The organism is Bacillus sp. V2I10, assembly GCF_030817055.1.
GTDB lineage: Bacteria > Bacillota > Bacilli > Bacillales > Bacillaceae > Bacillus_P.
Map to the genome: position 1 here is coordinate 4,249,633 of NZ_JAUSYV010000001.1, position 23,424 is coordinate 4,273,056.

Consider the following 23,424-nt stretch of genomic DNA (forward strand, 5'->3'; position numbering starts at 1 on the left):
CTTTTTCTTATCCCTATGCATGCGATAATTTGTATCATACTAAAAAGAAAAGCAGAATCGCCTGGTTAGCGCAGGCATGACAGATAAGAAATCCCCCGAAAAGTCCGGGTTTGACTTTTTGGGGGATTTTATAAGAAACACCATAATAACAATCGCTGCCCGATTTTTTAACGAGAAATTAGTTAAAATAGACATTTGCTTATCCCCAAAGATATGAAATAGACATACTCCATAAATATACAACAGAATTTGGAAATTGGATGTAAATTTTTGTTAACAATTAGTAAAAAGTACTTATTCGCACTCTTTACAATTTGACTATAAATAACGGGGGATACTATCAGTAAAATAAATCTAAAATTATTTTTAAATTAGGGGTAGACGGATTAATTAAACTTGTTATAATAGGTGGAAGTTAAAGCACATTATGAAAAAAAAGGCGGGACGAAATGAAAAATAATTCGTGCAGATATATCATTAACGCGAGCGGTAAAGGCGGAGAAACGTATATGACCTACTGCCAGGATAAGCTTGAATTAAATCAATGGATAGCTGAACGTAAAGATAAACTTCTGATGGATGAAATTAAAATAACAGACAAAAAGAAAAATCCATTCTTTAAATGGTTTTCTTTTATGAAATAGACGCCATGTCTTGTGAATGGCGTTTTTATTATTTTCTTTAATAAAGCGTAAGACTAGCCACCGTTCATACTGTACTGTATAAGACGCATACGCTGCAGCGATTAAGGGAAAGCTCTATTCTCCTTTCATTTTTTTTCTTTATTCACAGAAATCCAATATAATGAAGGAAAAATAAAAAACAGGGTGATTACTTGAAGAGCAAAATGAACCAGTTGTTTGAGGACCAAAGGAATGTTCATGTGCTGTATTCCTATAGTGGAACGAAGAATTACATAGATCAGGTTGTGAGTTATATCCAGGATGGCATTTTAGCGGGAGATTACGTTATTCTTATTGAAAATGAACGTGTTTACCGTGCGATTCGCAATGAACTGAGCACTCGGTTAACAAAAAATCAAATGGAATTCGTTCACTATGTAAACAACTTCGATTTCTATTATTCAAGCGGCAGTTATCATCCTCCTGCAATCGTTGAATACTTTAATAAAACCGTACAGCCATATGTGGAAAATAAAATTTCTTTCCGTTCATGGGCACATGTAGAGTGGGCCACTATGGGAGATCCGCTGCATCTAATAAGTGATTTAGAGAAAGTAGTAGACGAAGCTGTAAACCAGCTGTCGTTTCCGTTAATTTGTGCGTACGAAGCAGAGAGAATGCCAGACTATCTTAAAACAATTTTAATGGAAACACATCCCTATGTGTTAATGGAAGAATTCAGACATCCGATTTACTATGTATAGTAATACTGAGCTTACTTTTTTACCCATATCCTCACTTAATGACCACATTCCCTGCGTATTAAGCACTTCCGCGAGAGTAAATATAAGTATTTATTAAGCCCGTGATTCTTCATCCATCAAAACATCAATTACAACTTTTACTGCACAGACATCTTAAATAACTGAAAACGATCTCGTTATTTTTCTTATTCAGAATAGTTGTTTTCTTGTTTAATTTGATCTATTCGTTTTTTTCCCCAATCATACATCATTTCAACAATTGGTAATAACGTCATCCCAAGGTCAGTCATTGAGTATTCGACTTTCGGAGGAATTTCTGGATACACTTCTCTATGAACAATTCCATCATCTATGAGCTCGCGTAATTGGTTTGTTAATATCTTATGGGATATTTTCGGAAAAAGCCTTTGAAGTTCGCTGAAGCGGTGTGGCCCTTCTACTCCTAAATGCCATAAAATAACAACTTTCCACTTTCCGCTAATAATTGATAAGGTATATTCTTTTTCACAATGATAATCATGATTTATTATTCTCTCTTTAATCTCTGTTCTTAATGGATCTGACATGTAATTGAACTCCTTTTAGTAACCTTTTGGTAACCTTTTGGTAACCTTTTGGTAACCTTCGCACAAAAAAGTGCATTCTTCACAATGTAAAAAACCGCCGGTAAAATGAAGGTAGTCTTAAAGACAAATCTTTTTTCTAATTTTGGAGGCAAACATTTATGAGTAAAAAAGCTTTATTAATTATACCACCAGAACGGTTTAATGAAGATGAATTATTTCAACCTAAAGAGGCGCTTGAAAATGCAGGGATTGAAGTAACAATTGCAAGCACAAAAACAGGTGAAATTACTGGTGACTATCAAGGCAAGACAAACGCTGAAGTGATCTTCTCTGAGGTTGCAGCAACTGAATACGATACTCTTGCTGTCATTGGGGGATCCGGTACGAACGATCATTTATGGGAAAATCAAGAATTACTAAGCTACTTGAAACAAGCTCATGAACAAAATATTCTTGTAACAGGAATTTGTGCTGGAGCTGTGACTGTAGCTAAAACAGGTTTATTGTCAGATCGAAAAGCATCATGCTACCCAGTTGATGTGCAAAAGAATGAATTAAAAGCTCATAACGTAGAATATGTTGAACAACATGTCGTAGCATATAATGATATTATCACAGGCGATGGTCCAGATGGTGCGAAAGAATTTGGAAAGAGTCTGGTTGAAGCATTAAGTTAGTTAATTTAACTTGTTTGGATATGTAGCCCTTCGGAATTTATTCTGGACGGCTTCTTTTCATAATTTAATGAATTACCGTATTGTCTCAAAAGAACATTCCTATTTTTTATTTTTAAAAAATAGGTATTATGCAGCCTCTTACTCAATTAATTGGCCCTAAAATGAAACTAGGCGCATCCCTTGTTAGAGAAATGCGCCCTTTAATTGTATAATGAGGACCTTCTATTGGGCGTTCTTGTTTAAGATCAAATAATTTTAGTGCCCACTAAATCTTTTGAATTCCGTTTACTTAGGCATTCGCATTAGACCAATCTATTTTTATAGAGCTAATTCTTCTGCTGGATTTTAATGTTGGAACGGAAAATAGGGAATTTTCCTGCTAAGAGTAACCAAAACAGCCGATTTGGGTTATTCATGGGGGCTATTTTTATTATTTTTCGCCCTCTGTGTAAATTTGAAACGTTACACCGAACTTGTCCGTTACAATCCCATAAGCAGGGCTAAAAAAAGCTTCCTGCAACGGCATTTTCACTTGTCCGTCTTGCTTTAGGGATTCAAAGATTTGTTTAGATTTTTCGATGTCGTTCGTTGAAATACAGATTGTAACCTGATCTCCAATTTGACTGGTTTGACCTGGAAACATATCTGAAAACATGAGGTCCGTTTCGCCAACTTTTATCATTGCATGTGACACTAGTTCCTTTGCTTCTTCAGGTAAAGGGAATTCTGGATTTTCTGGCATTTCTCCAAAAGTCTGGTTAAAGAGGACTTTCCCGTCCAATGCTTTTTCGTAAAATTGGATCGCTTCCTTTGCATTTCCGTTCATCATTAAATAGGGGGACATTCGCAATGTCATAATTAAGCAGCTCCTTGGCTCAAATTTTTATACAAATGCTTGAGTAATCTTCAAACCTCCGTTTGAACTTGTCAATGGCTGTAACCACTTTCACATTATTACCCATAAATGTATTTTATAATAAAGAACAAACGTTCGTCAATAAGATTAACAATATTTTCCTTGATATAGATCTAAAGGATATATAGAGCAAAAGTTGACTACTGATAGGGGTAATACCAGGGAAAATAGCCAATAAATGAAACTAGACGCATTCCTTGTTAGAGAAATGCGTCCGATTGGATATTGTTCACTATTAAAAATCAAAATTGTCAGGATCAGGACCAACTCGTTCATTTTTATTCAGTCCATCAATAAGAGCCATGTCCTCTTCTGTTAACTCAAAATCAAAGATCGCTGCATTCTGGATGATGCGTTCTTCCTTTGTTGATTTTGGAATTGTGATCACTCCGTTTTGAAGGTCCCAGCGCAGAATGATTTGGGCATTTGATTTCTTGTATTTATTTGCAATTCCCTGCAGCTGCGGATGATCCAATAATTGGCCCTGCATCAAAGGAGACCATGCTTCAAGCTGAATACCATGTTCCCTGCAAAACGATAGAAGATTTTTTTGAGTCAGACGCGGATGGAATTCCACTTGGTTAATCATTGGTTTGATTTCCGCATCTTCCATCAGGCTTTCCAAATGATGAGTTTGGAAATTGCTTACGCCTATCGCTCTTAATTTTCCACTCTTATAAAGAGTTTCAAGCGCTCTCCATGCTTCCTTATATTTGCCTTCTGCCGGCCAGTGAATCAAGTACAAATCCAAGTAGTCTAAACCGAGTTTAGTTAAGCTCGTTTCATAAGCTGCAAGTGTTTTATCGTAACCTAAATCCGCGTTCCAGACCTTCGATGTGACAAATAGATCCTCTCTCCGGATACCAGCTTCAGCTATCCCTTCACGTATTCCTTGTCCAACGCCTTCTTCGTTTTCATAAATAGCCGCCGTATCAATACTGCGGTATCCATGTTTAATGGCTGCTTTTACGGCATTTACAAGCTCTGGTCCTTCTTCTACTTTAAATACGCCAAGCCCGAACCATGGCATTTTCACACCGTTATGCAGCGTTGTTGTACTTTGTAAGTTGTTCATCATTTTCATATTCCTCCTGTATTTTCAAGTAAGTTATCCGGCTAGTTTTTGCCCTTTCATTTTCTGATCTTTACTCTCTAGTGCACGGCTCCAGCCCGTAAGAATAACGGCGCCCAAAACCATGAATCCTCCGATCCAAGCAGTGTGAATCAGGCCAATTGAATCCGTAATAATTCCTCCCAAGAAAGCGCCGATCGCAATTCCTGCATTAAACGCAGCAATATTAATTGCAGATGCCACATCAACGGCACTTGGCACAAAGCGCTCCGCAAGCATGACGACATAAACCTGCAATCCAGGCACGTTCATGAAAGCAAATAGTCCCATCAATAAGATCGTCAGCAAACCTGCAATTTTGAATGGAGCCGTAAAGGTTAACACAAAGAGTACGATAGCCTGCACAATAAACATATAGAATAAGGCCTTAATCGGATTTTTATTCGATAGCTTTCCGCCAATCATATTTCCGATGGCGATCGCAATTCCATAAACAAGTAAAATAATCGCTACTGTTCCTTCTTTAAAACCTGTTACATTTTGAAGCAGCGGTGATAGGTACGTAAAGACAACGAATGTTCCGCCGTATCCAAGAGCTGTAATCATAAAGACAAGCAGCAGACGGCCGTTCTTTACTAGCTTCAGCTGATCGCCAAATGTTGTGCGATTGCCTTTTTTCAAATCAGACGGCACTAGAATGCTGTTTGCAATAAGTGCAGCCAGCCCAATAATAATAATCACAATAAATGCAAGTCTCCAGCCAAATTGCTGGCCAATAAATGTTCCAAACGGAACTCCTGTTACAGTTGCGACTGTCAGACCGGTAAACATGATGGAAATTGCACTTGCCCGGCGGTTTTCAGGTACTAGATCGGCTGCAATCGTTGAACCGATCGACATAAACACACCATGTGAAAGTGCGGCGATAATACGTCCGGCTAATAAAACCCCAATGCTTGTAGCTCCTGCAGATAGACTATTTCCGATAAGAAAAACAATCATAATCCAAAGCAATAACGTTTTGCGTGACATGTTTGATGTGAGTGATGTCAGAATCGGTGCCCCGAACATGACCCCCACTGCATATAAAGAAACGGTTAATCCTGCAGTTGTAACAGGTATGGCTAAATCCTCAGAAATCATCGGAAGCAAGCCGACGCTGATAAATTCGGTTGTGCCAATGGCAAAAGCACTGACTGCTAATGCTAGCAGCGCGAGTGTACTTCTTTTTTTATCTAAAGTCATCTTTTTTCCTCCTAAAAAATTGAATATTTATTAAAAATAAGTGTATGGTAAAGATCAGCCGGCAAATGTTATTATGGAACATATCAGACATCATGAAAAGTACGTACTTTTAAGTGCTGTAGGAACTTTTAAGTTCGGTAGGCACTTTTTGGTGCCTATTATTAAGGAGGGATTTCATGCAAAAAAAATACAATATACCTGTTGAAGCAACACTTGAAATTATTGGCGGCAAGTGGAAATGCGTTATTCTCTGTCACTTGACTCACGGCAAAAAACGGACAAACGAATTGAAGCGCCTGATGCCAAACATTACGCAAAAAATGCTGACACAGCAATTGAGGGAACTTGAAGATGATGGCGTCATTAACCGGATTGTCCATCAGCAGATTCCTCCCAAAGTTGAATATGAGCTCAGCGAATACGGCTTTAGCCTGCAGTCGATTCTAGATTCTCTCTGTGCCTGGGGAGAAGGCCATATTACGAAGGTGTATGGGGATAAATCGGCGGTTCTTGAGGAAAGTATTTTGAATAAGTAAACGAAAAAATCGAAACTCCTGCATGGGATTTCGATTTTTTGGAGTATGTGAAAAATATTTTTAATAGATAATCTGAAAATGATATACTATTTAAGTTGCCTTCATATATAGAGTTTGAGAGGAGGAATTTATATGCAATGGTACCTGCATGTGTTAAAAAATTATGCCGTTTTTCAAGGCCGTGCAAGACGGAAGGAATTCTGGATGTTTTTTTTGATGAATCTGATTGTCACCCTAATTTTAACTGTCGTTGAGTCAATCACCGGTCTGACTGACATCCTGGTTGGAATTTATTCTCTTATCGTTCTTTTACCTTCATTGGCAGTTGGAGTCCGCAGATTACATGATACCGGCAGAACTGGATGGTGGCTATTAATCAACCTTATCCCGATCATTGGATCAATTGTGATTATTGTGTTCAGTTGTCAAGATAGTCAGCCGAATGCAAATAAATATGGACCAAATCCTAAGATGTAATAGATCAAGTAAACCGCCTATATTAATAGAGCGGTTTTTTTTCTGTATTTTCCGAGCCAAATTTCAACAGCATACTTTTATTGTTTTCCATGAATTAGGTATTTGGAAGCGATTTTCCAGAACTTGTAAAAAAGAGGCATTTTACATAAGAAAAAAGGATACAGCTTAGAAATACTATCAAATACGAGGAGGCTTTGCGGTGGCGTTAAAGGTCTTGCTGTTTGGGGATTTCGGCATTGATGACATTGTTGCCCTTATATATGGAGTGCTGCATGAGGAGATCGAAATCGTTGGGGTTGTAGCTGATTACGGGAACATTCCAAGAAAAAATGCAATGGCCAGCGTTCAGTATTTGCACAATTTATTTAAACAATCTGATCTAATCCCTATTTTTGAAGGGGCAGAGCTTCCGATGACTGGAGAAAATCCGACCTATTATCCAGAAATTCACGGGGAATACGGAATGGGCCCTATTATTCCTGAGCAGGAGTATTCCGGCAAGGGCGATAACTTTCTGGAAATAGCAAAGCTTATTGAAGCTCATGGAAAAGATTTGACCATTATCAGCATTGGCAGGCTAACATCACTTGCTACCATGTTTATTCACTATAGAACGTTAATGAACAGCGTAAAAGCATTTTATGTCATGGGAGGAGCTTTTTGGGTGCCTGGAAATGTGACACCTGTGTCAGAGGCTAATTTCCATGCAGATCCTGTTGCAGCCACAGTGGTTCTGAATCACGCAATCAATCTGACGATTATCCCATTGAATGTAACCGAACGAGCCATTGTCAGCCAGGAAATGGTCGATTACATTGCAAGCATGGGGAAAGCCAAAATTCTAAAGCCTCTGCTTGACTACTATTTTGCTTTTTACAAAAAAAGAAATCCGGCTGCACCAGGCAGTCCTGTTCATGATGCCTTAACGATTATGGCTCCGCTTCATCCGGAAATGCTGAGCTACAGATCATTGCCCGTTTATGTTGTCCAATCAAAGGATGGGATAGAAAGAGGCCACAGTATTGCAGATATCAGACCCTATGTGAAAATCGGGGAAAAAGAGAAAAAACACCGTATCGCATTTGAACTCAATTACAGTCTGTTCTTTTCTAAATTCATGTCAACTATGACGGGGGAACGATTTTAATAAATGAAAAAGAGAGCTGCAGCACTAGGCAGCTCTCTTTTTTTATTATATTTTCTGTGTCCCGATTACACCATTAATCGAATACCCAACCGATATTTCCGCATTCAGCGATTGTGAAACAGAACAATATTTGTCCTTCGACAGCTGAATCGCCCTTATCACTTTTTCTTCTTGCAGATCTCCTTCTAATATATAGTGAATGTGGACCGCTGTGAATCGTTTCGGATGATCTTCTGCACGTGTACCGTTTACTTCCATGAGAAAAGAGGAAGGATTCAGCCTCATTTTTTGCAGGATGGAAATGATGTCAATTCCAGTACAGCCTGCAACTGCATGTAAAAGCAGCTCTGTTGGCCTTGCACCTGTATTTTCTCCGCCGAATTCTTCTGCGGCATCCATTTTCACTTCATGTCCTGAAGGCGTTGTGCCGGAGAAACTCATTTTTCCGTTCCATTTGATTGATGTGTTCAATTTGATCAGCCCCTCCTGAATTGATGTTGTTAGCTATTCCCTGATCTGTCCATTTCCATAAATGAAATGTTTGCTTGATGTCAGCGCAGGCAGCCCCATCGGTCCCCTTGCATGCAGTTTTTGTGTGCTGATGCCGATTTCAGCTCCATAACCAAATTCAAAGCCATCCGTAAATCGGGTTGATGCATTATGATAAACAGCGGCAGCGTCTACCCGTGTCTGAAACTGTGATGCGTTTCCTTCATTATTTGTAAGTATGGCTTCTGAATGCTTTGTACCATATTTATTGATATGATGGATGGCTTCATCCAGATCCTTAACTGTCTTTACGCTGACGGTCAGTGCTAAATATTCTGTGCTCCAGTCTTCTTCAGCTGCTGGTTTTGCTTTTGGAAAAATAGACCGGATTTGCTCATCACCATAGATTTCAACTGATTGATCGTGAAGCTGCTGCAAAAGCTTTTCCCCGCTCGTTTGAAGCCATTTTTCATGAATCAAAATCGTTTCAATGGCATTGCACACAGATGGACGCTGTGTTTTTCCGTTTAATACGATCCGTTCAGACATTGTTGGATCTGCTGATTCATCAATATATATATGACAGTTGCCTGCGCCTGTTTCAAGGACTGGAACAGTGGATTCTCTAACTACTGTATCAATCAGTTTTTTTCCGCCCCGCGGGATCAAAACATCCAGGAATTCATTTAGGGTGAATAACTCTTTCGCTGTTTCCCTGCTTGTGTCTTCGATGAGCTGCACGGCCTCCTGCGGGATTGCCGTTTGTTCAAGAGCTCGGTGGATGACGGATACAAGCGCCTTGTTTGAATGGATGGAGGATGAGCTGCCTCGTAAGATGACTGCATTTCCTGTTTTCAAAGAAAGAGTTGCGGCGTCGATGGTGACGTTTGGCCTTGCTTCATAAATCATGCCGATCACTCCAAGAGGAACACGCTTTTTCTGGATAAGAAGACCGTTTTCTTTTTCGATGGTTTCAAGTGTTTCTCCGACTGGGTCTTTCAGTTTAATCAGGAGACGAATGGCATGTGCCATGTCTTCAATGCGCTTTTTGTTCAGCAGCATCCGGTCAAGGATGGAGTCAGATAAGCCATTAGTTCTTCCAAAATCAAGATCCTTTTGATTTTCGGCGACAAGATACTCTTGTTCCCTTTCTAATTGCTGGGCAATTTTTTCTAATGCGGTGTTTTTTTCTTCAGTCGTTTTTTCAATTAAATGATAGCTGACAGCTTTGGCTGCCTTGCCTTTTCTTAGTACTTCGCTCATGTTTTCCCCTCCGTTTCAGGCTTTGACCCAGCGGTCGCGGTGAATCACTTCAATAGAGATAATTTCATCCGTTAATTCGTGGCTTCGTTTTCCCATTACTTGTTTCAGACTTTCTGATGAATAGAGTACTTCTCCTTTCCCGAGCAGACCGTTTGTCCCGAAAACTTCTACGACGTCTCCTGCTTCAAACGTACCGGTAATGTCATAAATGCCCGCCGGCAAAAGACTTCTTCCGTTTGCAGTCAATGCAAGCTCAGCGCCTTGGTCTACATAGATTTTTCCTCTGACGAGTGAATGAAGGGCGATCCATTGCTTGCTGCTGTTGACGAAGAAACGGCTGTCTCCGCCTATGTACGTTCCGTCGCCTTTTCCGTCAAGGATTTCGATGAATTTCTCTGAACCCGCTCCGGTGCCAATAAAAATTTTCACTCCTAGAGATAAAGCCGTTTTTGCTGCGATGAGCTTGGACTTCATGCCGCCTGTTCCAACAAGTGAACCTGCACATCCAGCTCCCTGCATCATTTGATCTGTGATTTCGAGAAGCTGATCGTACTTTTTGGCAGCCGGATTTTCACGCGGATTAGAATCATACAGTCCGTTGATGTCAGTCAAAATAATCAGCTGATCTGCTTGTACGAGTCCGCTGACGAGAGCCGAAAGCATGTCATTGTCGCCAAAGGTTAACTCTTCTACTGAAACCGTGTCGTTTTCATTGATGATTGGCAGGATGCCCCGGTCAAGGAGCTCACGGATTGTGGCATATGCATTTTTATAGCGGTCCTTTTTCGAAAAATCATTACGGGTGAGCAAAATTTGAGCAGGAATGATGCCAAAACTGCTAAGCTGCTCCATATACGATTGAATCAGGAGACTTTGTCCAACTGCTGCTGCTGCCTGCTTTCCTTTTAGGGTGACAGGCCTCGCTGGATAGCCCAGCTTTCTGAAGCCCGCAGCTACTGCTCCTGATGAGACGAGCAAAACCTCGTGGCCTTCTTTTCTAAGGGCGGCGATGGCAGCAATGTGATCCGAAAACTTCTCCTGATCGATTTCTCCTTTGCGGTTTGTTAAGGAGCTGCTGCCGATTTTGACGACAATTCGTTTTTTCATGAGATGAAACCTCCTATTTTGAATGAATACGGACGGCCTGCGTTTCCATTTAGCGAAAACCAGACATTTATTAGCGAAAACTACATTTTTTCTAGCCGATTTTGAAGATTTATTAGCGGAAATTGGGAAACATATAGCCGAACCATATGATGTGCCGCCCGGACAAATGATTTTATATCTAGCTCCTAATACAAAAAAGCCCTTCTCATCCTTATAGAAAGGACGAAAAGGGCTTGGCTTTTTCCGTGGTACCACCTTAGTTGGATGCACACAGCATCCCGCTTTGCCTGATAACGCCAGGTTTATGGCGCCTATGTTTTTGACATAGGACTCTGAGGGCAGGTTCTGCGGCTTTGCTGCGGCGGGGTCTTCCAGCTGATAAACCCCGCTCTCTGTCACATAAAGACCCGCATACTAGTCCCTCTTCAACGTTCATTGATTTTTATATATTATGCGGAGTAAACGACTTTATGTCAAGAACTTCCCATTTTATTTTTTCCACTCAAAACCGTGTGAAACACATCCGATGCTGACAATTAAGACCAGGACATACAGCGTGTTGTTCAGCCATTTTGGCATGATGCATCATCCTTTATTTTATTTTTGCTTCGTCATAAAACTTTGCAAGTTCAATGATCATGGCACCCATTCTCTCAAGCTCGGGTGCAAGCGGATTTTCTACGCCTTCTTCCATCAATGCCTCTGCAGTAATTTTTCCAACAGCGGCCGGCAAAACATGAGTCTCAAATGCGTGAAGGATTTGCGGCAGACACTTCTTTTTTTTCACATAAGCAAATAACTCGCGTACCTGCACCGCGGTTGTAAAACAAACAGCATCTACTTTACGGCTCAGCATTTCCTCACAAAGGAGGCTGACTGCCGCTTCATCTGGAGCAATATGCTGATATGGCAAAACCTGCAGAACAGAGGCGCCCTTTTCTTCAAGAAATCGGATCAAAGCCGGAGCCGTTTCCCCGTGAAGCTGAACCATGATCTTCTTACCTTTCAAATCCTCATTTTCCAGAGCGCGCACAAGCCCTCTAGTCGTTCCGTCATCATCTTTTGCCGCAGGTACTAAACCAAGCTTTTTCAGAGCAGCAAATGTTTTATACCCTCTGGATGCGATTTGCGACTGATGGATTCTATTTAAATAACCTTCCTCTTCCCCTAGTTTCCGAGCAAGATTTAACAGCGTTTCTGTTCCTATACCCGTTGTAAAGATGACCCAATCCGCACCGTCATGAATAAATTTCCGCAGCGCCGGCTCAACCTGCTCCTCAGCCAGAAAAACAGTCCCCTGCAGAGAACGGACTAAAGGAATACCTCCCTGTTTTTCAATTAATGTGCTGATTTCATCTGTTTTGCGGGAGCCTGCGATGACAATCCGCTTTCCTTCTAAGCCTTTTCCCATTTTATATCCCCACTTCCTATGACTATATTAAAGAAAAGCCTTTTCGAATGGACCAAGCAATTGGCATATCCGATTTTTCTTATATCTAAAGGTATCATTATGTACTGGTTGTTTCAATCGTTTCTCAGAAAGCAGCCAATGTGTTTTTTTTCACAAAGTGTTCAAACTTTATGTAATCGCTTTCAAAAACTTGTAGTATAATAGGAATATAATCTCAGAAAGTCAACTTTATAGACTATTTAACCTTAAATATAACAACTTGCGGAAGGAGAATTCACCATGATCTTAAAAGCTTTGAGGCGAAATAAATTAGTAACGGTTAACTATTACATCGACGGTGCGATTCAGACATTAAAAGGCCGCGTTCACAACCTGGACCTTAGTGATCAGACACTGTCTTTAGAGGACGAAAACAAGAATATCTTCTCTATCAGGCTTGCGGGAATAAAAGAAATTTATTAATACAGGAAAGAGCATCAGGCGTGGATGATGCTCTTTTTTGTTTTGCTAATTATTCTCTAAAACTCTGAACGACCTCCCCTTTCCCATTTTCCGCTATAACTTCCGCATAAGCCCCGTTGATCAACGTGATTTGCGGTGGCTGATGGCCGCAATCGATGTCATATATGATTGGAACGTCCAGTTCCTCAGCAAGATCATTGTATACATCCAACACTGTATAATCATCGACAGGATGATTTGCTGCACTCCTTCCGAACAAAATGCCCGAACAGTTTTCAAACCATCCTGCAAGTTTCAGCTGAACAAGGGATCTGCGCAAATCGGTTGTTGTCAGCTCGCAGTTTTCAAAGTACCAGAGAATGGGTTCGTTTGGAATGTGCTGTTTGCTGAACGTTTTGACATCGCCAAAAGGCGTTCCGGCTAAATGTCTGATTACATCAATGCATCCTCCAAGCAATCGGCCTTCTGCTTTTTCATACCGATTGGACAAGGTCTTCCATTTTGTTGGTTGAGTTAAATGAAAGATGTGTGGAGTCGGATTGGTGTGCTGCCACTCATTCTGGTAATGGCCGGAAGAGGATTGAAGAATCGATTCCCCGCTTTTTGTCTTAAGAACGTTCTCCCACATTGCTGTTGTAGGATCGGATTTCTCCCCTCTTAAATCCACAAGATTGGTTCCATGAGCAGTGGCCATTCCGGTCTTTAGCGTGATGGCAAGCAGAAGCGAACTGATATCTGAATAGCCCAGCACCCATTTCTGCTTGATTGATTCATAGTTTACATGTTCAAGCATTTCCATCAAAAGCTCTCCGCCCCAAGGAGGGATGATTAGATCGATTTCATCGTCCTGCATCATACGGTTAAATTCTTCTGCCCGGGTTCTAAAATGAGCCGATTTTGCTTTTTCCTGCGTCCACGGTGTTTTTCCGCAGATCACTTTATACCCTCTAGATTCCATGCGGGTGCAGGCTTGGGTAAGAATATCGTGTAATTCTGAGGGAACCCCTGATGAGGGTGCCGTTACTCCGATTTTTGCTTCATTTTTTAAGATAGGATAGGTAATCATGGATTTCCTCCTGACCGTTTTAGCTGATAATAAACAAGAAAATCCGATCCAACAAGGATTAATTTGATTATTTTTAAAAATACATACCATTTTCATAGATTTTCTTTCCGGTTTACCGATTTACTTCCCCAAATTGAGGCATTTACTTTCTTGTTTTTATTTTCTACTAGTTTCGTGGGCTTGCTCTCTAAACTCCTTCGGCGAGCTTTAAGGATGCGGACCTGCTTCAGGTAATCAACAAAGTTTTGACCGGTATACTCGCTTGAGTGGATATTTAAAAGTTTTTTTCTAGAAAAAAGATCACTTATTAGAATGAGGATAGACGCTTTCATTCGGAGTTCACATTTGTACGGAATTAATTCGGAAAGTCTTGGAATTAATTTTAAAAGTCTCGGAATTATTATTAAAAGTATTGGAATTAGTATTGAAAGTCTTGGAATAAAATTTCAAAGGCTCTGAGTTACCCGCATAATGCTATTTTCCACAATAAATAAGAAAAAACAGTCTCACTTGACCGTTTTCCCTTATTTGAACTGATGTATTTGCGTTTCAATCGGGGTAACGGATGCAATCCAAGCGAACTCCAGCAGTGAATTTCGGGTGGATTCGGATTCGTTCAAATAGATCGCGGCTAAAGCAGGCCAGTAATCATAAGTTCCCGGCACTGGAAAAGTTGGATCGCCTTCTTAAAGTGCACGTTCATTTTTCATCCTCCTTTATCAATGTTAGTTCTGCTCGTTGGAATGACTTTCCCTCAAGATACAAAAGAACCCTCTCAAGGAAGGTTCGTTTTACTCTATCAACGGAAAATAAGAATTTATCCAACAAACGAAAGTCAGTTGTCATCAAACTCCTGAATAAGCTGAAAATCCGCCGTCTACCGGAATCACCGTTCCAGTCACAAATCGGGATGCTTCATTGCTGACAAGCCAAAGCAGTGTTCCATTCAAATCCTCAGGATCTCCAAATCTCTCGAGCGGTGTCTGGTTAAGAATCTTTTTAGCCCGATCGGTGTAGCTGCCATCTGTGTTCGTTAATAAATTTCGATTTTGCTCTGTTAAGAAAAAGCCAGGTGCAATGGCATTGACACGTATGCCTGCCTTTGACATATGCACAGCCAGCCATTGAGTAAAGTTGCTGACTGCCGCTTTTGCCCCGCTGTAAGCTGGAATTTTTGTCAATGGGGTATAGGCATTCATGGATGAGACATTAATGATCACATTACCTTCGCCCATATCTCTGCCAAACACCTGAGTGGCCTGCAGGGTTCCGAGAAAGTTCAAATCAAAGACTGAACGGACCCCTTCTGAATCCAAATCAAAAAACGTATTGATTTCTGAGTTGTTCAAATCCTCATTGTTATAGTATTCTTTATCCGTATTCCCTTTAGGGTGATTGCCTCCTGCTCCATTTATTAGAATGCTGCAGGGGCCAAGTTTTTCATTCACTTCTGCTTTTGCCCGCTCAAGACTTGTTTTATCAAGCACATCAGCAGATAGTGCTATAGCCGTACCGCCATCTGCACGAATTTCTTCTGCAACGCGTTCTACAGATTCCTGGCGTCTGCTTATGACTGCCGTTTTTGCTCCGCATGCTGCAAGAGCTTTGGCAAATTGGCTGCACAGAACACCGCTTCCACCAGTAACGACAGCTACTTTTCCCTCTAAATTAATTTGAAAAGGAATCTTCATATTTATTCCCCGTTTCGGCTTTTCTGTTTTTTTCTTTTGTTGCAGCTTCCCACAAACCATTTAGATACGTAGCACCAAGCGCGCGGTCATACAAACCATAACCCGGTTTTCCTGTTTCTCCCCAGATCATTCTGCCATGATCCGGTCTTGCCGGTCCTGAAAAGTCAACTTCTCTTAAGGCACGGACAATTTCATACATATCCAATGAACCGTCCGTTGAAAGATGGGCAGATTCCTGAAAGGATTTTTCACCTGTCCATTTAATGTTTCTTAAGTGAACGAAATTGATTTTCCCTTTGCTGCCAAAATAACGGACAAATTCAAGGAAATCATGATCTGGATTTGCACCGAGCGAACCGCTGCATAAACAAAGACCGTTGTATGGACTTTCATAAAGATTGACGAATCTGTCTAAGTTTTCTTTACTGTTAATGATTCTTGGCAGTCCGAAGATTGACCATGGCGGATCATCCGGATGAATAGCCATTTTGACTTCCTCTTCCTCTGCAACCGGAATGATTTCTTTAATAAAATACGAGAGATTCGTCCACAATTTCTCTTCCGATACATTCTGATATTGGTTCAGCAGGTTTTTTAATTGCTCCGGTTCATAGCTTGTGTCCCAGCCCGGTAGCTTTAAGTCTCCGTTTATCGGATTCATTTGCTTTACTTTTTCTTCTTCATAAATAAGAGCTGTGGAGCCATCTTCTAATTCATAGTCAAGTGATGAACGAGTCCAGTCAAAGACCGGCATAAAGTTATAACATACAATTTTAATTCCAGCCCTGGATAAATTCCGAATCGTAGTTTTGTAGTTTTCTATATATCGATCTCTGGAAGGAAGGCCGAGCTTTATATCCTCATGAACAGGGACGCTCTCTATTACACTTAAGCTTAAGCCGCTCTCTTCAACCTTCTTTTTGAGCTCAATAATTTTGTCGTAAGGCCATGCCTCCCCGACAGGGATATCGTAAATAGCGGATACAATTCCAGTCATACCTGGAATCTGTCGTATCTTTTGTAAGGTAACAGGATCATTGTCTCCATACCAGCGAAATGTCATTTGCATAAGCGTTTTCCCTCCATCTGATTATCTGGCAATCTCAAAATATGTTTTCGCATTGTTATAGCAAATATCCTGCACCATTTGACCGAGTAGTTCATAATCATCTGGTGCTTCGCCTTTGTGAACCCAGCCGCCGATTAAGTTACATAGAATCCTGCGGAAGTATTCATGTCTTGTATAAGATAGGAAACTGCGTGAATCCGTCACCATACCTACAAAATTGCTGATCAGCCCTATACTTGCAAGGTCTGTCATCTGGCGGATCATCCCGTCTTTTTGATCGTTAAACCACCAGCCTGTGCCAAATTGAAGCTTCCCTCTTGCTTCTTCATTTTGAAAATTCCCGGCGGCTGATGCAATGATCGGATTGTGAGCAGGATTCAAATTATAGAGAATGGTCTTTGGCAGCTCATTCTCTCTGTCAAGACGATTCAGAAACTGATTCAGCGGCTTTGCCAGTTCAAAATCGTTCATGGAATCAAACCCTGCATCAGGACCTATTTTCTTAAACATTTTTGTATTGTTATTGCGGATCGCCCCAATGTGCAGCTGCATCGCCCAGCCATGAGAATGATACAACTTCCCAAGATGAAGAAGTGTATATGTCTTATACTTATTTTCTTCAGATATGGTGATGGATTGACCTTGAATGGTCTTATCAAATATCGCTGAAACTTCTTCCAGTGTTGCTTCTTCATAGAAAAGATGGTCAAAACCATGGTCTGACACTCTGCACCCTGCTCCGTGGAAATAATCGACCCTATTTTCAAAAGCCTTTAATAAATCTTGGTAGCCGTTGATTTCGATATTTGCTGCTTTAGATAGCTTCTCTATGTAACGAAGAAAACCTTGCTGCGTAATTTCTATCCCTTTATCCGGACGAAAAGCTGGCAAAACGGCTGTCTCTATCCTTTCATTTGCTTGAATTTCCTTATGATAGGCAAGTGAATCTGCCGGATCATCTGTTGTGCAAATCACATGAACATTTGATTTTTTAATGATGGACTGCGCAGAAAAATCCTTCTGCTGAAGCAGAAGATTGCAGCGCTCCCAGATTTCGTCTGCTGTTTTTTCACTCAGCGGTAAATCGATGTTGAAATATCGCTTCAGCTCCAAGTGTGTCCAATGATAAAGGGGATTGCCGATACAGGATGGCATTGTTTTTGCCCATGCATCAAACTTTTCCTTATCGCTTGCGCTGCCTGTAATCAGATCTTCGCTGATGCCATTTGCACGCATGGCTCTCCATTTGTAGTGATCGCCGTTCAGCCAGATTTCCGTCAGGTTTCGGAACTGCTTGTTTTCCGCAATTTCTTCAGGACTTAAATGGCAGTGGTAATCATAGATCGGCATTTCTTTTGCATATTCATGATAGAGAATCTTAGAGCTTTCGTAATCTAATAGAAAATCGTTATCCATAAATTTTTTCACTTCAGATTCCCTCCTTTTTCAAATGGACGTGCTCTCCGCTTTGGTATTCCACACCGTCAACAATCAGCTTTCTTTGTTCACCCTGCGGTAAAATAAATGCTGCTGTGTCATATGGAAGAGTGAATTTCCCCTTTTTTTCTACGGATATATGAATCTCGTTTTCTTTCGTTTTCATTTCGACAGCCACATAGGCGAAGACATCTTTGTATTGTGTTGTAAAACCGTCATCTTCATATAATCTGTAATGGGATTCACTCCAGCCCTTTTCAGGGAATAATAAAAACCCTCTTTCATCTTTATGTTTATCAGCGAATGTGACCTCCTCCAGATTAACTGGAAGGATGCTTCCTCCTTTTGCAAGCAAGGGAACATAATCAAGAGGTGCGGGAATTGTCACCGTCTGTCCGCCTTCAAACCATGTTCCTTTGTGGAAGTCATACCAGCCTCCTTGATGGTGAGGCAAATAAACGTCCCGTTCTTTTTTTCCTTTTTCCACTACACTTGCAACAAGCAGGTTATCACCCAGCATAAAATCATCGTTTTCTTCAAACGTTTTTTCATCTTGCTCAAATTCATAAAATGTTGGGCGGATGATTGGTTTATAGTTCTCATGCGCCTCGTAAAAAGATGTATAAAGATACGGAGTAATCTTTGTTCTGAATTTGATTAATTTTTTAATGGCAGGAAGCATCTCTGGATACATCCATGGTTCGTTTACCGTCTGATCATCATTCCATGAATGAATGGTAAACCTCGGATGAACAATTCCGTTTTGTACCCATCTAACAAACAGTTCCGGCTCTGGTGCAGGACCTGAAAATCCGCCCACATCATGCCCAAAATTATATATGCCCGATAAGCTTAGGCCGACGCCCATCTTATTGTTGTATTTCAGTGTTTTCCAGCTTGTTCTGTTGTCTCCTGTCCATGTCTGCACATACCTGTGCATTCCGGGACTTCCCGAGCGTGAAATGAGATATGGACGCAGTTCAGGATTATATTCCTTTTGTGCCTCATAGGATGCTTTCATCATGAGCAGCGGATGAAGAGCACGAATGGTTTCAAAGTTTATTCTTTCTCCAAAGCCATGGCATTCAGCTTCTTTGCTCCAAATTTCAAACTCGTTGTTGTCATTCCATGTTGAATCAATTCCATATTCAAGCAGTTTCTCCTTCACCTGAGCTTTCCACCAGTTGTATGTTTCCTGATTAGTGAAATCTAAATATGCGCCTGTTTCATCCCAGAATTGAGCCATTTCCGCTTCATTTGTTTTGCTGTTTAAAATGAACATCCGTTTTTCCTTCAATTCTTGAAAAACAGGGTGATCATTTAGTAAGCAACGGTTTAATGTTTGCGCATAATTTAAGATCGTTTGCATGGAATTCATTGATCACTTCTTTAGGCTGTGGAAATTTTGATTCATTCCATGTAAATACGTATCTTTTTTCATTAATTGATGTATAGCCTGATGAAAGCTGAAAGGAATCGCACAAAATGTCATGCTCCCTGCAAAGCTTTAAGAATTTCTTTACTTGTTCCTGAGCATCAGGAGCATCTGTATAGCTCATTGTGGATCCTGAATATCCAAGGCTCCATTTTGGAGGAAGAATGGTTTTTCCTGTCATCCATGCAAATTTCTCTGTGACGTCTCTGACATTGGGACCTGCAATGACGTAGTAATCCAAGTCACCGTCCTCTGCCTGAAAATAACGGTACAGTCCGTGATAATTATCAAGCTCAGAACCCATTTCAAAAACCGAGCTGGATAAATTATCGTAAAACAAACCAAACGATAACCCCGTTTCTTTCTTTCGGGTAATGTAAAACGGTATATGTTTATAAAGCGGATCTGTATATTCAGCGTCATATCCCATGGCATCAATCGTCTGCATCCGATAACGCTTTCCGTGTTTATCGACTGATCCTGTTTTTTCGCCAAGGCCAAAATATTGCTCGTCTAAATGACGCTGCAAATAATGTGCAGGCCCGCTGCTGAGTGAATGTTCAAAATGATAGGCTTGGGTGCTCCGGTCTTTCGCAATCTGAACCCAATCATTTTCTTTCCGGTAATACCAAGTGATTTTAAATCCGTTCAGATCAATCTGCAGCTTTAACACTTCTGTTTTTACAGCAAAGAAATCATCCAGTATTTCGGTTTCATATGCAGGCAATGAAAACCCATCCGTAGCAAACCGGCTTTTTCCCTCTAAAGGAATATCATCCATTCCGGGAGCAATACTCCATGTCCTGTCAAGTGTTAATTTTTCTCCCACAGTAAACAAAATTCGAATAATATCCTTCTCCAAAATGAAAATAGATGCTCTTACCGTTCCATCCTCCAACTTAAAATGAAGAACATTCCGGCTTTCCTGTTCAAATGCAAATGTATATTTCTCTTTAATGCTCATCATGAAAACCTTCTCTCTGCTGAATTTACAATCCAAATAGTTTAGGCAGGGTTAAGCTGATTTCGGGTATAAATGTAACGGCCAGCAAAACTAGTATAATCGCTCCGTAAAATGGAAGCAGCGGCTTGATTACTTGTTCAATTTTCACCTTTCCAATGCTGCTGCCTACAAATAGCGCACTTCCTACTGGCGGCGTAATATTCCCTATACACAAGTTAAAAGCCATCATAATCCCAAAGTGAACCGGGTCCATCCCAAATGTTGCAACTACAGGGAGGAAAATAGGCGTAAAAATTAAGACAGCCGGTGTGATATCCATAAATGTTCCGATAATGAGCAAAATGACATTCATCAACAGCAGGATCATAATCGGGTTATCCGTAAGACCCAGCAATCCGCTGCTGATCGCCTCAGGTATGCCTGTAAAAGACATAACAAGAGATAAAATGGTTGAAGTACCAATTAGAAGCATGATAACTGCAGTCATTTCAACGGTTTCAAGCAGCATTTTCGGAAGCTTTTTCAAGCTGAATGTCCGATAAATGATTGAAAGAATAAGAGAATACGCCACTGCAATTGCAGCACCCTCTGTTGCAGTGAAAATTCCTGCAATAATTCCGCCAAGGACGATCACGATCAGCATCAAGCTTGGAATAGCGTCAAGAAACACCAAGGCCCCTTGTCTAAAAGTGATTTTTTGTGAAACAGGATAATTTTTCTTTTTGGCAATGAAGTAGGCAACTGCCATTGTCGCAAGTCCCCACAAGATTCCTGGTATGTATCCTGCCATAAATAACGCCGCTACTGATGTTCCTCCGCTGACAAGCGAATAAATGATCAGCAGGCCGCTCGGAGGAATAAGCAAGCCGGTTGGCGCTGATGCAATATTGACCGCTGCAGAATAAGTCCTTTCGTAGCCTTCCTTATCCTGCATAGGAGACATGACTCCGCCTATTGCAGCAGCAGATGCCACAGAAGATCCTGAAATGGACCCGAAGAGCATATTGCCCATCACGTTTGTATGAGCCAATGAACCGGGCATGCGTCCTGCAAGCAATTTTGCAAGGTTGATCAGCCGAATGGCAATGCCGCCATTATTCATGATAATCCCTGATAAAACGAAAAATGGAACGGCTAATAGCGCAAAACTGTCTAATCCTGTGACCATTTTTTGTGCAGATGTAAATACCGCTACATCAAATGGGAACAAAATCAGCATCGTTGCAATGGAAGCCCCCGCAATACTGATTGCAATTGGAACACCTATTAGTAAAAGAACAAAAAATACGCTTAAGAGAATGAGCCCAGCTGTTAAAGTCATTTGTTATCCCTCCTTTTTAACCTTCGATTTGCGATTTTGAGACTGCTTCTAAATCATCGGAATATAATTCTACCTTTCTCTTTGAAACCGCTTCATAGATACTTAAAAGACTATAGCCGATAATTAAGACCCCGCTGACTGGAAGGGAAAGATAGATGTACCCCATTGGAATTCCGAGCGCAGCTGATGACTGGGCCATTGTAATCGCTGCAGCCCGTGAACCTCCAATGAACATGACCAAAACAGCGAATGAAAGGACAAGAACTTCAATGATGACGCTTACAATAAGGGCTTTGTTTTTTGGCAGCTTTTCTACAATAAACTCAATCGCAATATGCTTCTTTTGACCGAATGCATATGCTGCTCCAAGCATGGAAACCCAAATCAGCGAATACCTCAAAATCTCTTCTGAAAGCGTGCTTGGAGAATTCAAAACGTATCTTGTGAAGACCTGCCATATGGCGATGAGAACCATAAACGCAAGAAGTGAACTTGTAATAATAGCTATGACTTGATCTGCTCTCTTTTTAACTGTCTGCATAAATATCTCCCTCCCTTGTACCTCACTCTTTCTCTTTTGCTGCTGCACGAATTTCTTTATAGTACTTTGCTGTAGATTCTTTTTTTGCAAACTCCTCATGCTGAGGCTGCACAGCTTTTCGAAATGGCTCTTTATCCGGATTACTGAACTTGACACCTTTTTTCTTGGCATTCTCGACAGCTTTTTCAATTGACTGATTCCAGACTGCTTTATGATACTCGGTTGATTCTTCAGCAGCCTCAGTAATTGCCTGCTTTTGCTCCTCATCTAATTCCTTCCATTTTGAATGATTCATAATTAAAATATCCGGCACCAAAGCATGTTCTGTATAAGAGTACTGCTTGGCAACCTCTCCGTGATTATTATCTGTTAAAGCGGTTTCATTATTTTCCGAACCATCTATTACCCCTTGCTGAAGGGCAGTATAGACCTCTCCAAAAGACATCGGTGTCGGAGACCCGCCCATCAATTCGATCATGTTTATGGCTGTTGCACTAGGCTGAACACGGATTTTTAACCCTTTTAGATCATCTGGATGCATGATTGGTTTATTTTTCGTATAGAAATTCCGGGAACCTCCGTCATAAAAAGTAATTCCTCTAAAACCAATCTCTTCTGAAGACTTGTAGATTCCTTTCACGATATCACTGTTCATCACACTGTAATAGTGATCTCTTCCATCAAACAAATAAGGCAGACTAAACAAAGAATAAACATCAGAAAAACTTTCTAAAGCACTTGCGCTGACCTTGGCAAAATCAACCGCCCCTGTTTGTGTCAGTTCAATTACTTCGCGCTCAGCTCCAAGCTGTCCATTTGGATAAAGCTGGACCTTAACCGTTCCATCCGTTTTTTCTTCTACTAATCTTGCAAACTCAGTTAAAGATTTGTGAACAGGATGTGTTTCGCTTTGATTATGAGCAAGCCTCATCATTACGGTCTTATCATCACCAGCTGCTCTGCTGCTGCACCCTGATAATATTCCAGCCGATATTATGCAGACAGCCATTAACGCTAATAATATTCTCATGCATGTCCCCCCTATTGATTCGTTGAACAATTGCTTTTGATACCGATTACATTTCTTCATGCTAGTAAGGCCGAGAGAAATCTATCTCTATAACAACGTTGTTATTTCTATCTAA

The 23,424-nt window shown here is 40.8% G+C and carries 22 protein-coding genes, 1 pseudogene and 1 other annotated feature; of the genes and pseudogenes, 7 read left to right on the forward strand and 16 right to left on the reverse strand.

The features are described 5' to 3' along the window. Positions 1–449 precede the first annotated feature (449 nt). Positions 450–644 (forward strand): hypothetical protein, encoded by a 195-nt coding sequence (locus QFZ72_RS21565; RefSeq protein ID WP_307437620.1) that lies wholly within the window; start codon positions 450–452, stop codon positions 642–644. Positions 645–835: 191 nt separating this feature from the next. Continuing rightward, positions 836–1,387 (forward strand): MEDS domain-containing protein, encoded by a 552-nt coding sequence (locus QFZ72_RS21570; protein WP_307437623.1) that lies wholly within the window; start codon positions 836–838, stop codon positions 1,385–1,387. Between the two features lie 185 nt (positions 1,388–1,572). Here the strand turns inward: QFZ72_RS21570 and QFZ72_RS21575 are convergent, their stop codons facing one another. Continuing rightward, complete coding sequence (locus QFZ72_RS21575) at positions 1,573–1,953, reverse strand: winged helix-turn-helix transcriptional regulator (protein WP_307437624.1); 381 nt, start codon at positions 1,951–1,953, stop codon at positions 1,573–1,575. Between the two features lie 158 nt (positions 1,954–2,111). On the opposite strand from QFZ72_RS21575, the gene QFZ72_RS21580 reads away from it, so the two are divergent. Continuing rightward, positions 2,112–2,630 carry a DJ-1/PfpI family protein gene (locus QFZ72_RS21580; protein ID WP_307437627.1) on the forward strand — a complete coding sequence of 173 codons (519 nt, stop codon included), beginning with the start codon at positions 2,112–2,114 and terminating at the stop codon, positions 2,628–2,630. 430 nt (positions 2,631–3,060) lie between these two features. Here the strand turns inward: QFZ72_RS21580 and QFZ72_RS21585 are convergent, their stop codons facing one another. From QFZ72_RS21585 to QFZ72_RS21595, 3 genes are all read right to left on the reverse strand, one after another. After that, positions 3,061–3,486: a VOC family protein gene (locus QFZ72_RS21585; protein WP_307437630.1), complete on the reverse strand. Its 426-nt coding sequence runs from the start codon at positions 3,484–3,486 to the stop codon at positions 3,061–3,063. A 295-nt stretch (positions 3,487–3,781) separates the two neighbouring features. Further along, the gene (locus QFZ72_RS21590; protein ID WP_307437632.1) at positions 3,782–4,624 is read right to left on the reverse strand and encodes an aldo/keto reductase; all 843 of its coding nucleotides are present in this window, start codon (positions 4,622–4,624) and stop codon (positions 3,782–3,784) included. A gap of 30 nt (positions 4,625–4,654) precedes the next feature. Further along, on the reverse strand, positions 4,655–5,863 hold the full coding sequence (locus QFZ72_RS21595; protein WP_307437633.1) for an MFS transporter: 1,209 nt from the start codon (positions 5,861–5,863) through the stop codon (positions 4,655–4,657). A 176-nt stretch (positions 5,864–6,039) separates the two neighbouring features. On the opposite strand from QFZ72_RS21595, the gene QFZ72_RS21600 reads away from it, so the two are divergent. The 3 genes from QFZ72_RS21600 to QFZ72_RS21610 all read left to right on the forward strand — a co-directional run bounded on the left by QFZ72_RS21600 (position 6,040) and on the right by QFZ72_RS21610 (position 8,023). After that, complete coding sequence (locus QFZ72_RS21600) at positions 6,040–6,399, forward strand: winged helix-turn-helix transcriptional regulator (RefSeq protein ID WP_307437636.1); 360 nt, start codon at positions 6,040–6,042, stop codon at positions 6,397–6,399. Positions 6,400–6,531: 132 nt separating this feature from the next. Next, on the forward strand, positions 6,532–6,876 hold the full coding sequence (locus tag QFZ72_RS21605) for a DUF805 domain-containing protein (protein ID WP_307437639.1): 345 nt from the start codon (positions 6,532–6,534) through the stop codon (positions 6,874–6,876). A gap of 199 nt (positions 6,877–7,075) precedes the next feature. Further along, positions 7,076–8,023: a nucleoside hydrolase gene (locus tag QFZ72_RS21610; RefSeq protein WP_307437643.1), complete on the forward strand. Its 948-nt coding sequence runs from the start codon at positions 7,076–7,078 to the stop codon at positions 8,021–8,023. 45 nt (positions 8,024–8,068) lie between these two features. Here QFZ72_RS21610 and QFZ72_RS21615 read toward each other — a convergent pair whose 3' ends face one another. The 4 genes from QFZ72_RS21615 to QFZ72_RS21630 form a co-directional block, all read right to left on the reverse strand. Beyond that, entirely contained in the window at positions 8,069–8,464 is a 396-nt protein-coding gene (locus QFZ72_RS21615; RefSeq protein WP_373464712.1) for an OsmC family protein, read from the reverse strand. A 63-nt stretch (positions 8,465–8,527) separates the two neighbouring features. Then, the gene (locus QFZ72_RS21620; RefSeq protein WP_307437648.1) at positions 8,528–9,775 is read right to left on the reverse strand and encodes a glutamate-5-semialdehyde dehydrogenase; all 1,248 of its coding nucleotides are present in this window, start codon (positions 9,773–9,775) and stop codon (positions 8,528–8,530) included. 15 nt (positions 9,776–9,790) lie between these two features. Next, positions 9,791–10,882 carry a glutamate 5-kinase gene (gene proB, locus QFZ72_RS21625; protein ID WP_307437650.1) on the reverse strand — a complete coding sequence of 364 codons (1,092 nt, stop codon included), beginning with the start codon at positions 10,880–10,882 and terminating at the stop codon, positions 9,791–9,793. Between the two features lie 215 nt (positions 10,883–11,097). Continuing rightward, positions 11,098–11,320 (reverse strand) — a binding site (T-box leader). A 154-nt stretch (positions 11,321–11,474) separates the two neighbouring features. Then, positions 11,475–12,293, reverse strand: coding sequence for a uroporphyrinogen-III synthase (locus QFZ72_RS21630; protein ID WP_307437652.1), 819 nt, complete (start codon positions 12,291–12,293; stop codon positions 11,475–11,477). Positions 12,294–12,572: 279 nt separating this feature from the next. Between QFZ72_RS21630 and QFZ72_RS21635 the strand changes: the two genes are divergently transcribed. Next, entirely contained in the window at positions 12,573–12,755 is a 183-nt protein-coding gene (locus QFZ72_RS21635; RefSeq protein WP_133311741.1) for a YolD-like family protein, read from the forward strand. A gap of 49 nt (positions 12,756–12,804) precedes the next feature. Here QFZ72_RS21635 and QFZ72_RS21640 read toward each other — a convergent pair whose 3' ends face one another. From QFZ72_RS21640 to QFZ72_RS21675, 8 genes and pseudogenes are all read right to left on the reverse strand, one after another. After that, positions 12,805–13,821, reverse strand: a complete 1,017-nt coding sequence (locus QFZ72_RS21640; RefSeq protein WP_307437660.1) for a S66 family peptidase — start codon at positions 13,819–13,821, stop codon at positions 12,805–12,807. Positions 13,822–14,666: 845 nt separating this feature from the next. Continuing rightward, positions 14,667–15,512: an SDR family oxidoreductase gene (locus QFZ72_RS21645; protein ID WP_307437662.1), complete on the reverse strand. Its 846-nt coding sequence runs from the start codon at positions 15,510–15,512 to the stop codon at positions 14,667–14,669. Beyond that, positions 15,490–16,581: a mannonate dehydratase gene (gene uxuA, locus QFZ72_RS21650; protein ID WP_307437665.1), complete on the reverse strand. Its 1,092-nt coding sequence runs from the start codon at positions 16,579–16,581 to the stop codon at positions 15,490–15,492. The genes QFZ72_RS21645 and uxuA overlap by 23 nt, the downstream gene beginning before the upstream one ends. A gap of 21 nt (positions 16,582–16,602) precedes the next feature. Beyond that, positions 16,603–18,009, reverse strand: a complete 1,407-nt coding sequence (uxaC, locus tag QFZ72_RS21655) for a glucuronate isomerase (RefSeq protein WP_307437668.1) — start codon at positions 18,007–18,009, stop codon at positions 16,603–16,605. A gap of 1 nt (position 18,010) precedes the next feature. Continuing rightward, positions 18,011–20,417 (reverse strand): annotated as a pseudogene (locus tag QFZ72_RS21660) (glycoside hydrolase family 31 protein). Positions 20,418–20,442: 25 nt separating this feature from the next. Beyond that, entirely contained in the window at positions 20,443–21,738 is a 1,296-nt protein-coding gene (locus QFZ72_RS21665) for a TRAP transporter large permease (RefSeq protein WP_307437673.1), read from the reverse strand. A gap of 16 nt (positions 21,739–21,754) precedes the next feature. After that, on the reverse strand, positions 21,755–22,279 hold the full coding sequence (locus QFZ72_RS21670; RefSeq protein ID WP_307437675.1) for a TRAP transporter small permease: 525 nt from the start codon (positions 22,277–22,279) through the stop codon (positions 21,755–21,757). A gap of 22 nt (positions 22,280–22,301) precedes the next feature. Next, positions 22,302–23,309 (reverse strand): TRAP transporter substrate-binding protein, encoded by a 1,008-nt coding sequence (locus tag QFZ72_RS21675; RefSeq protein ID WP_307437678.1) that lies wholly within the window; start codon positions 23,307–23,309, stop codon positions 22,302–22,304. Positions 23,310–23,424 lie beyond the last annotated feature (115 nt).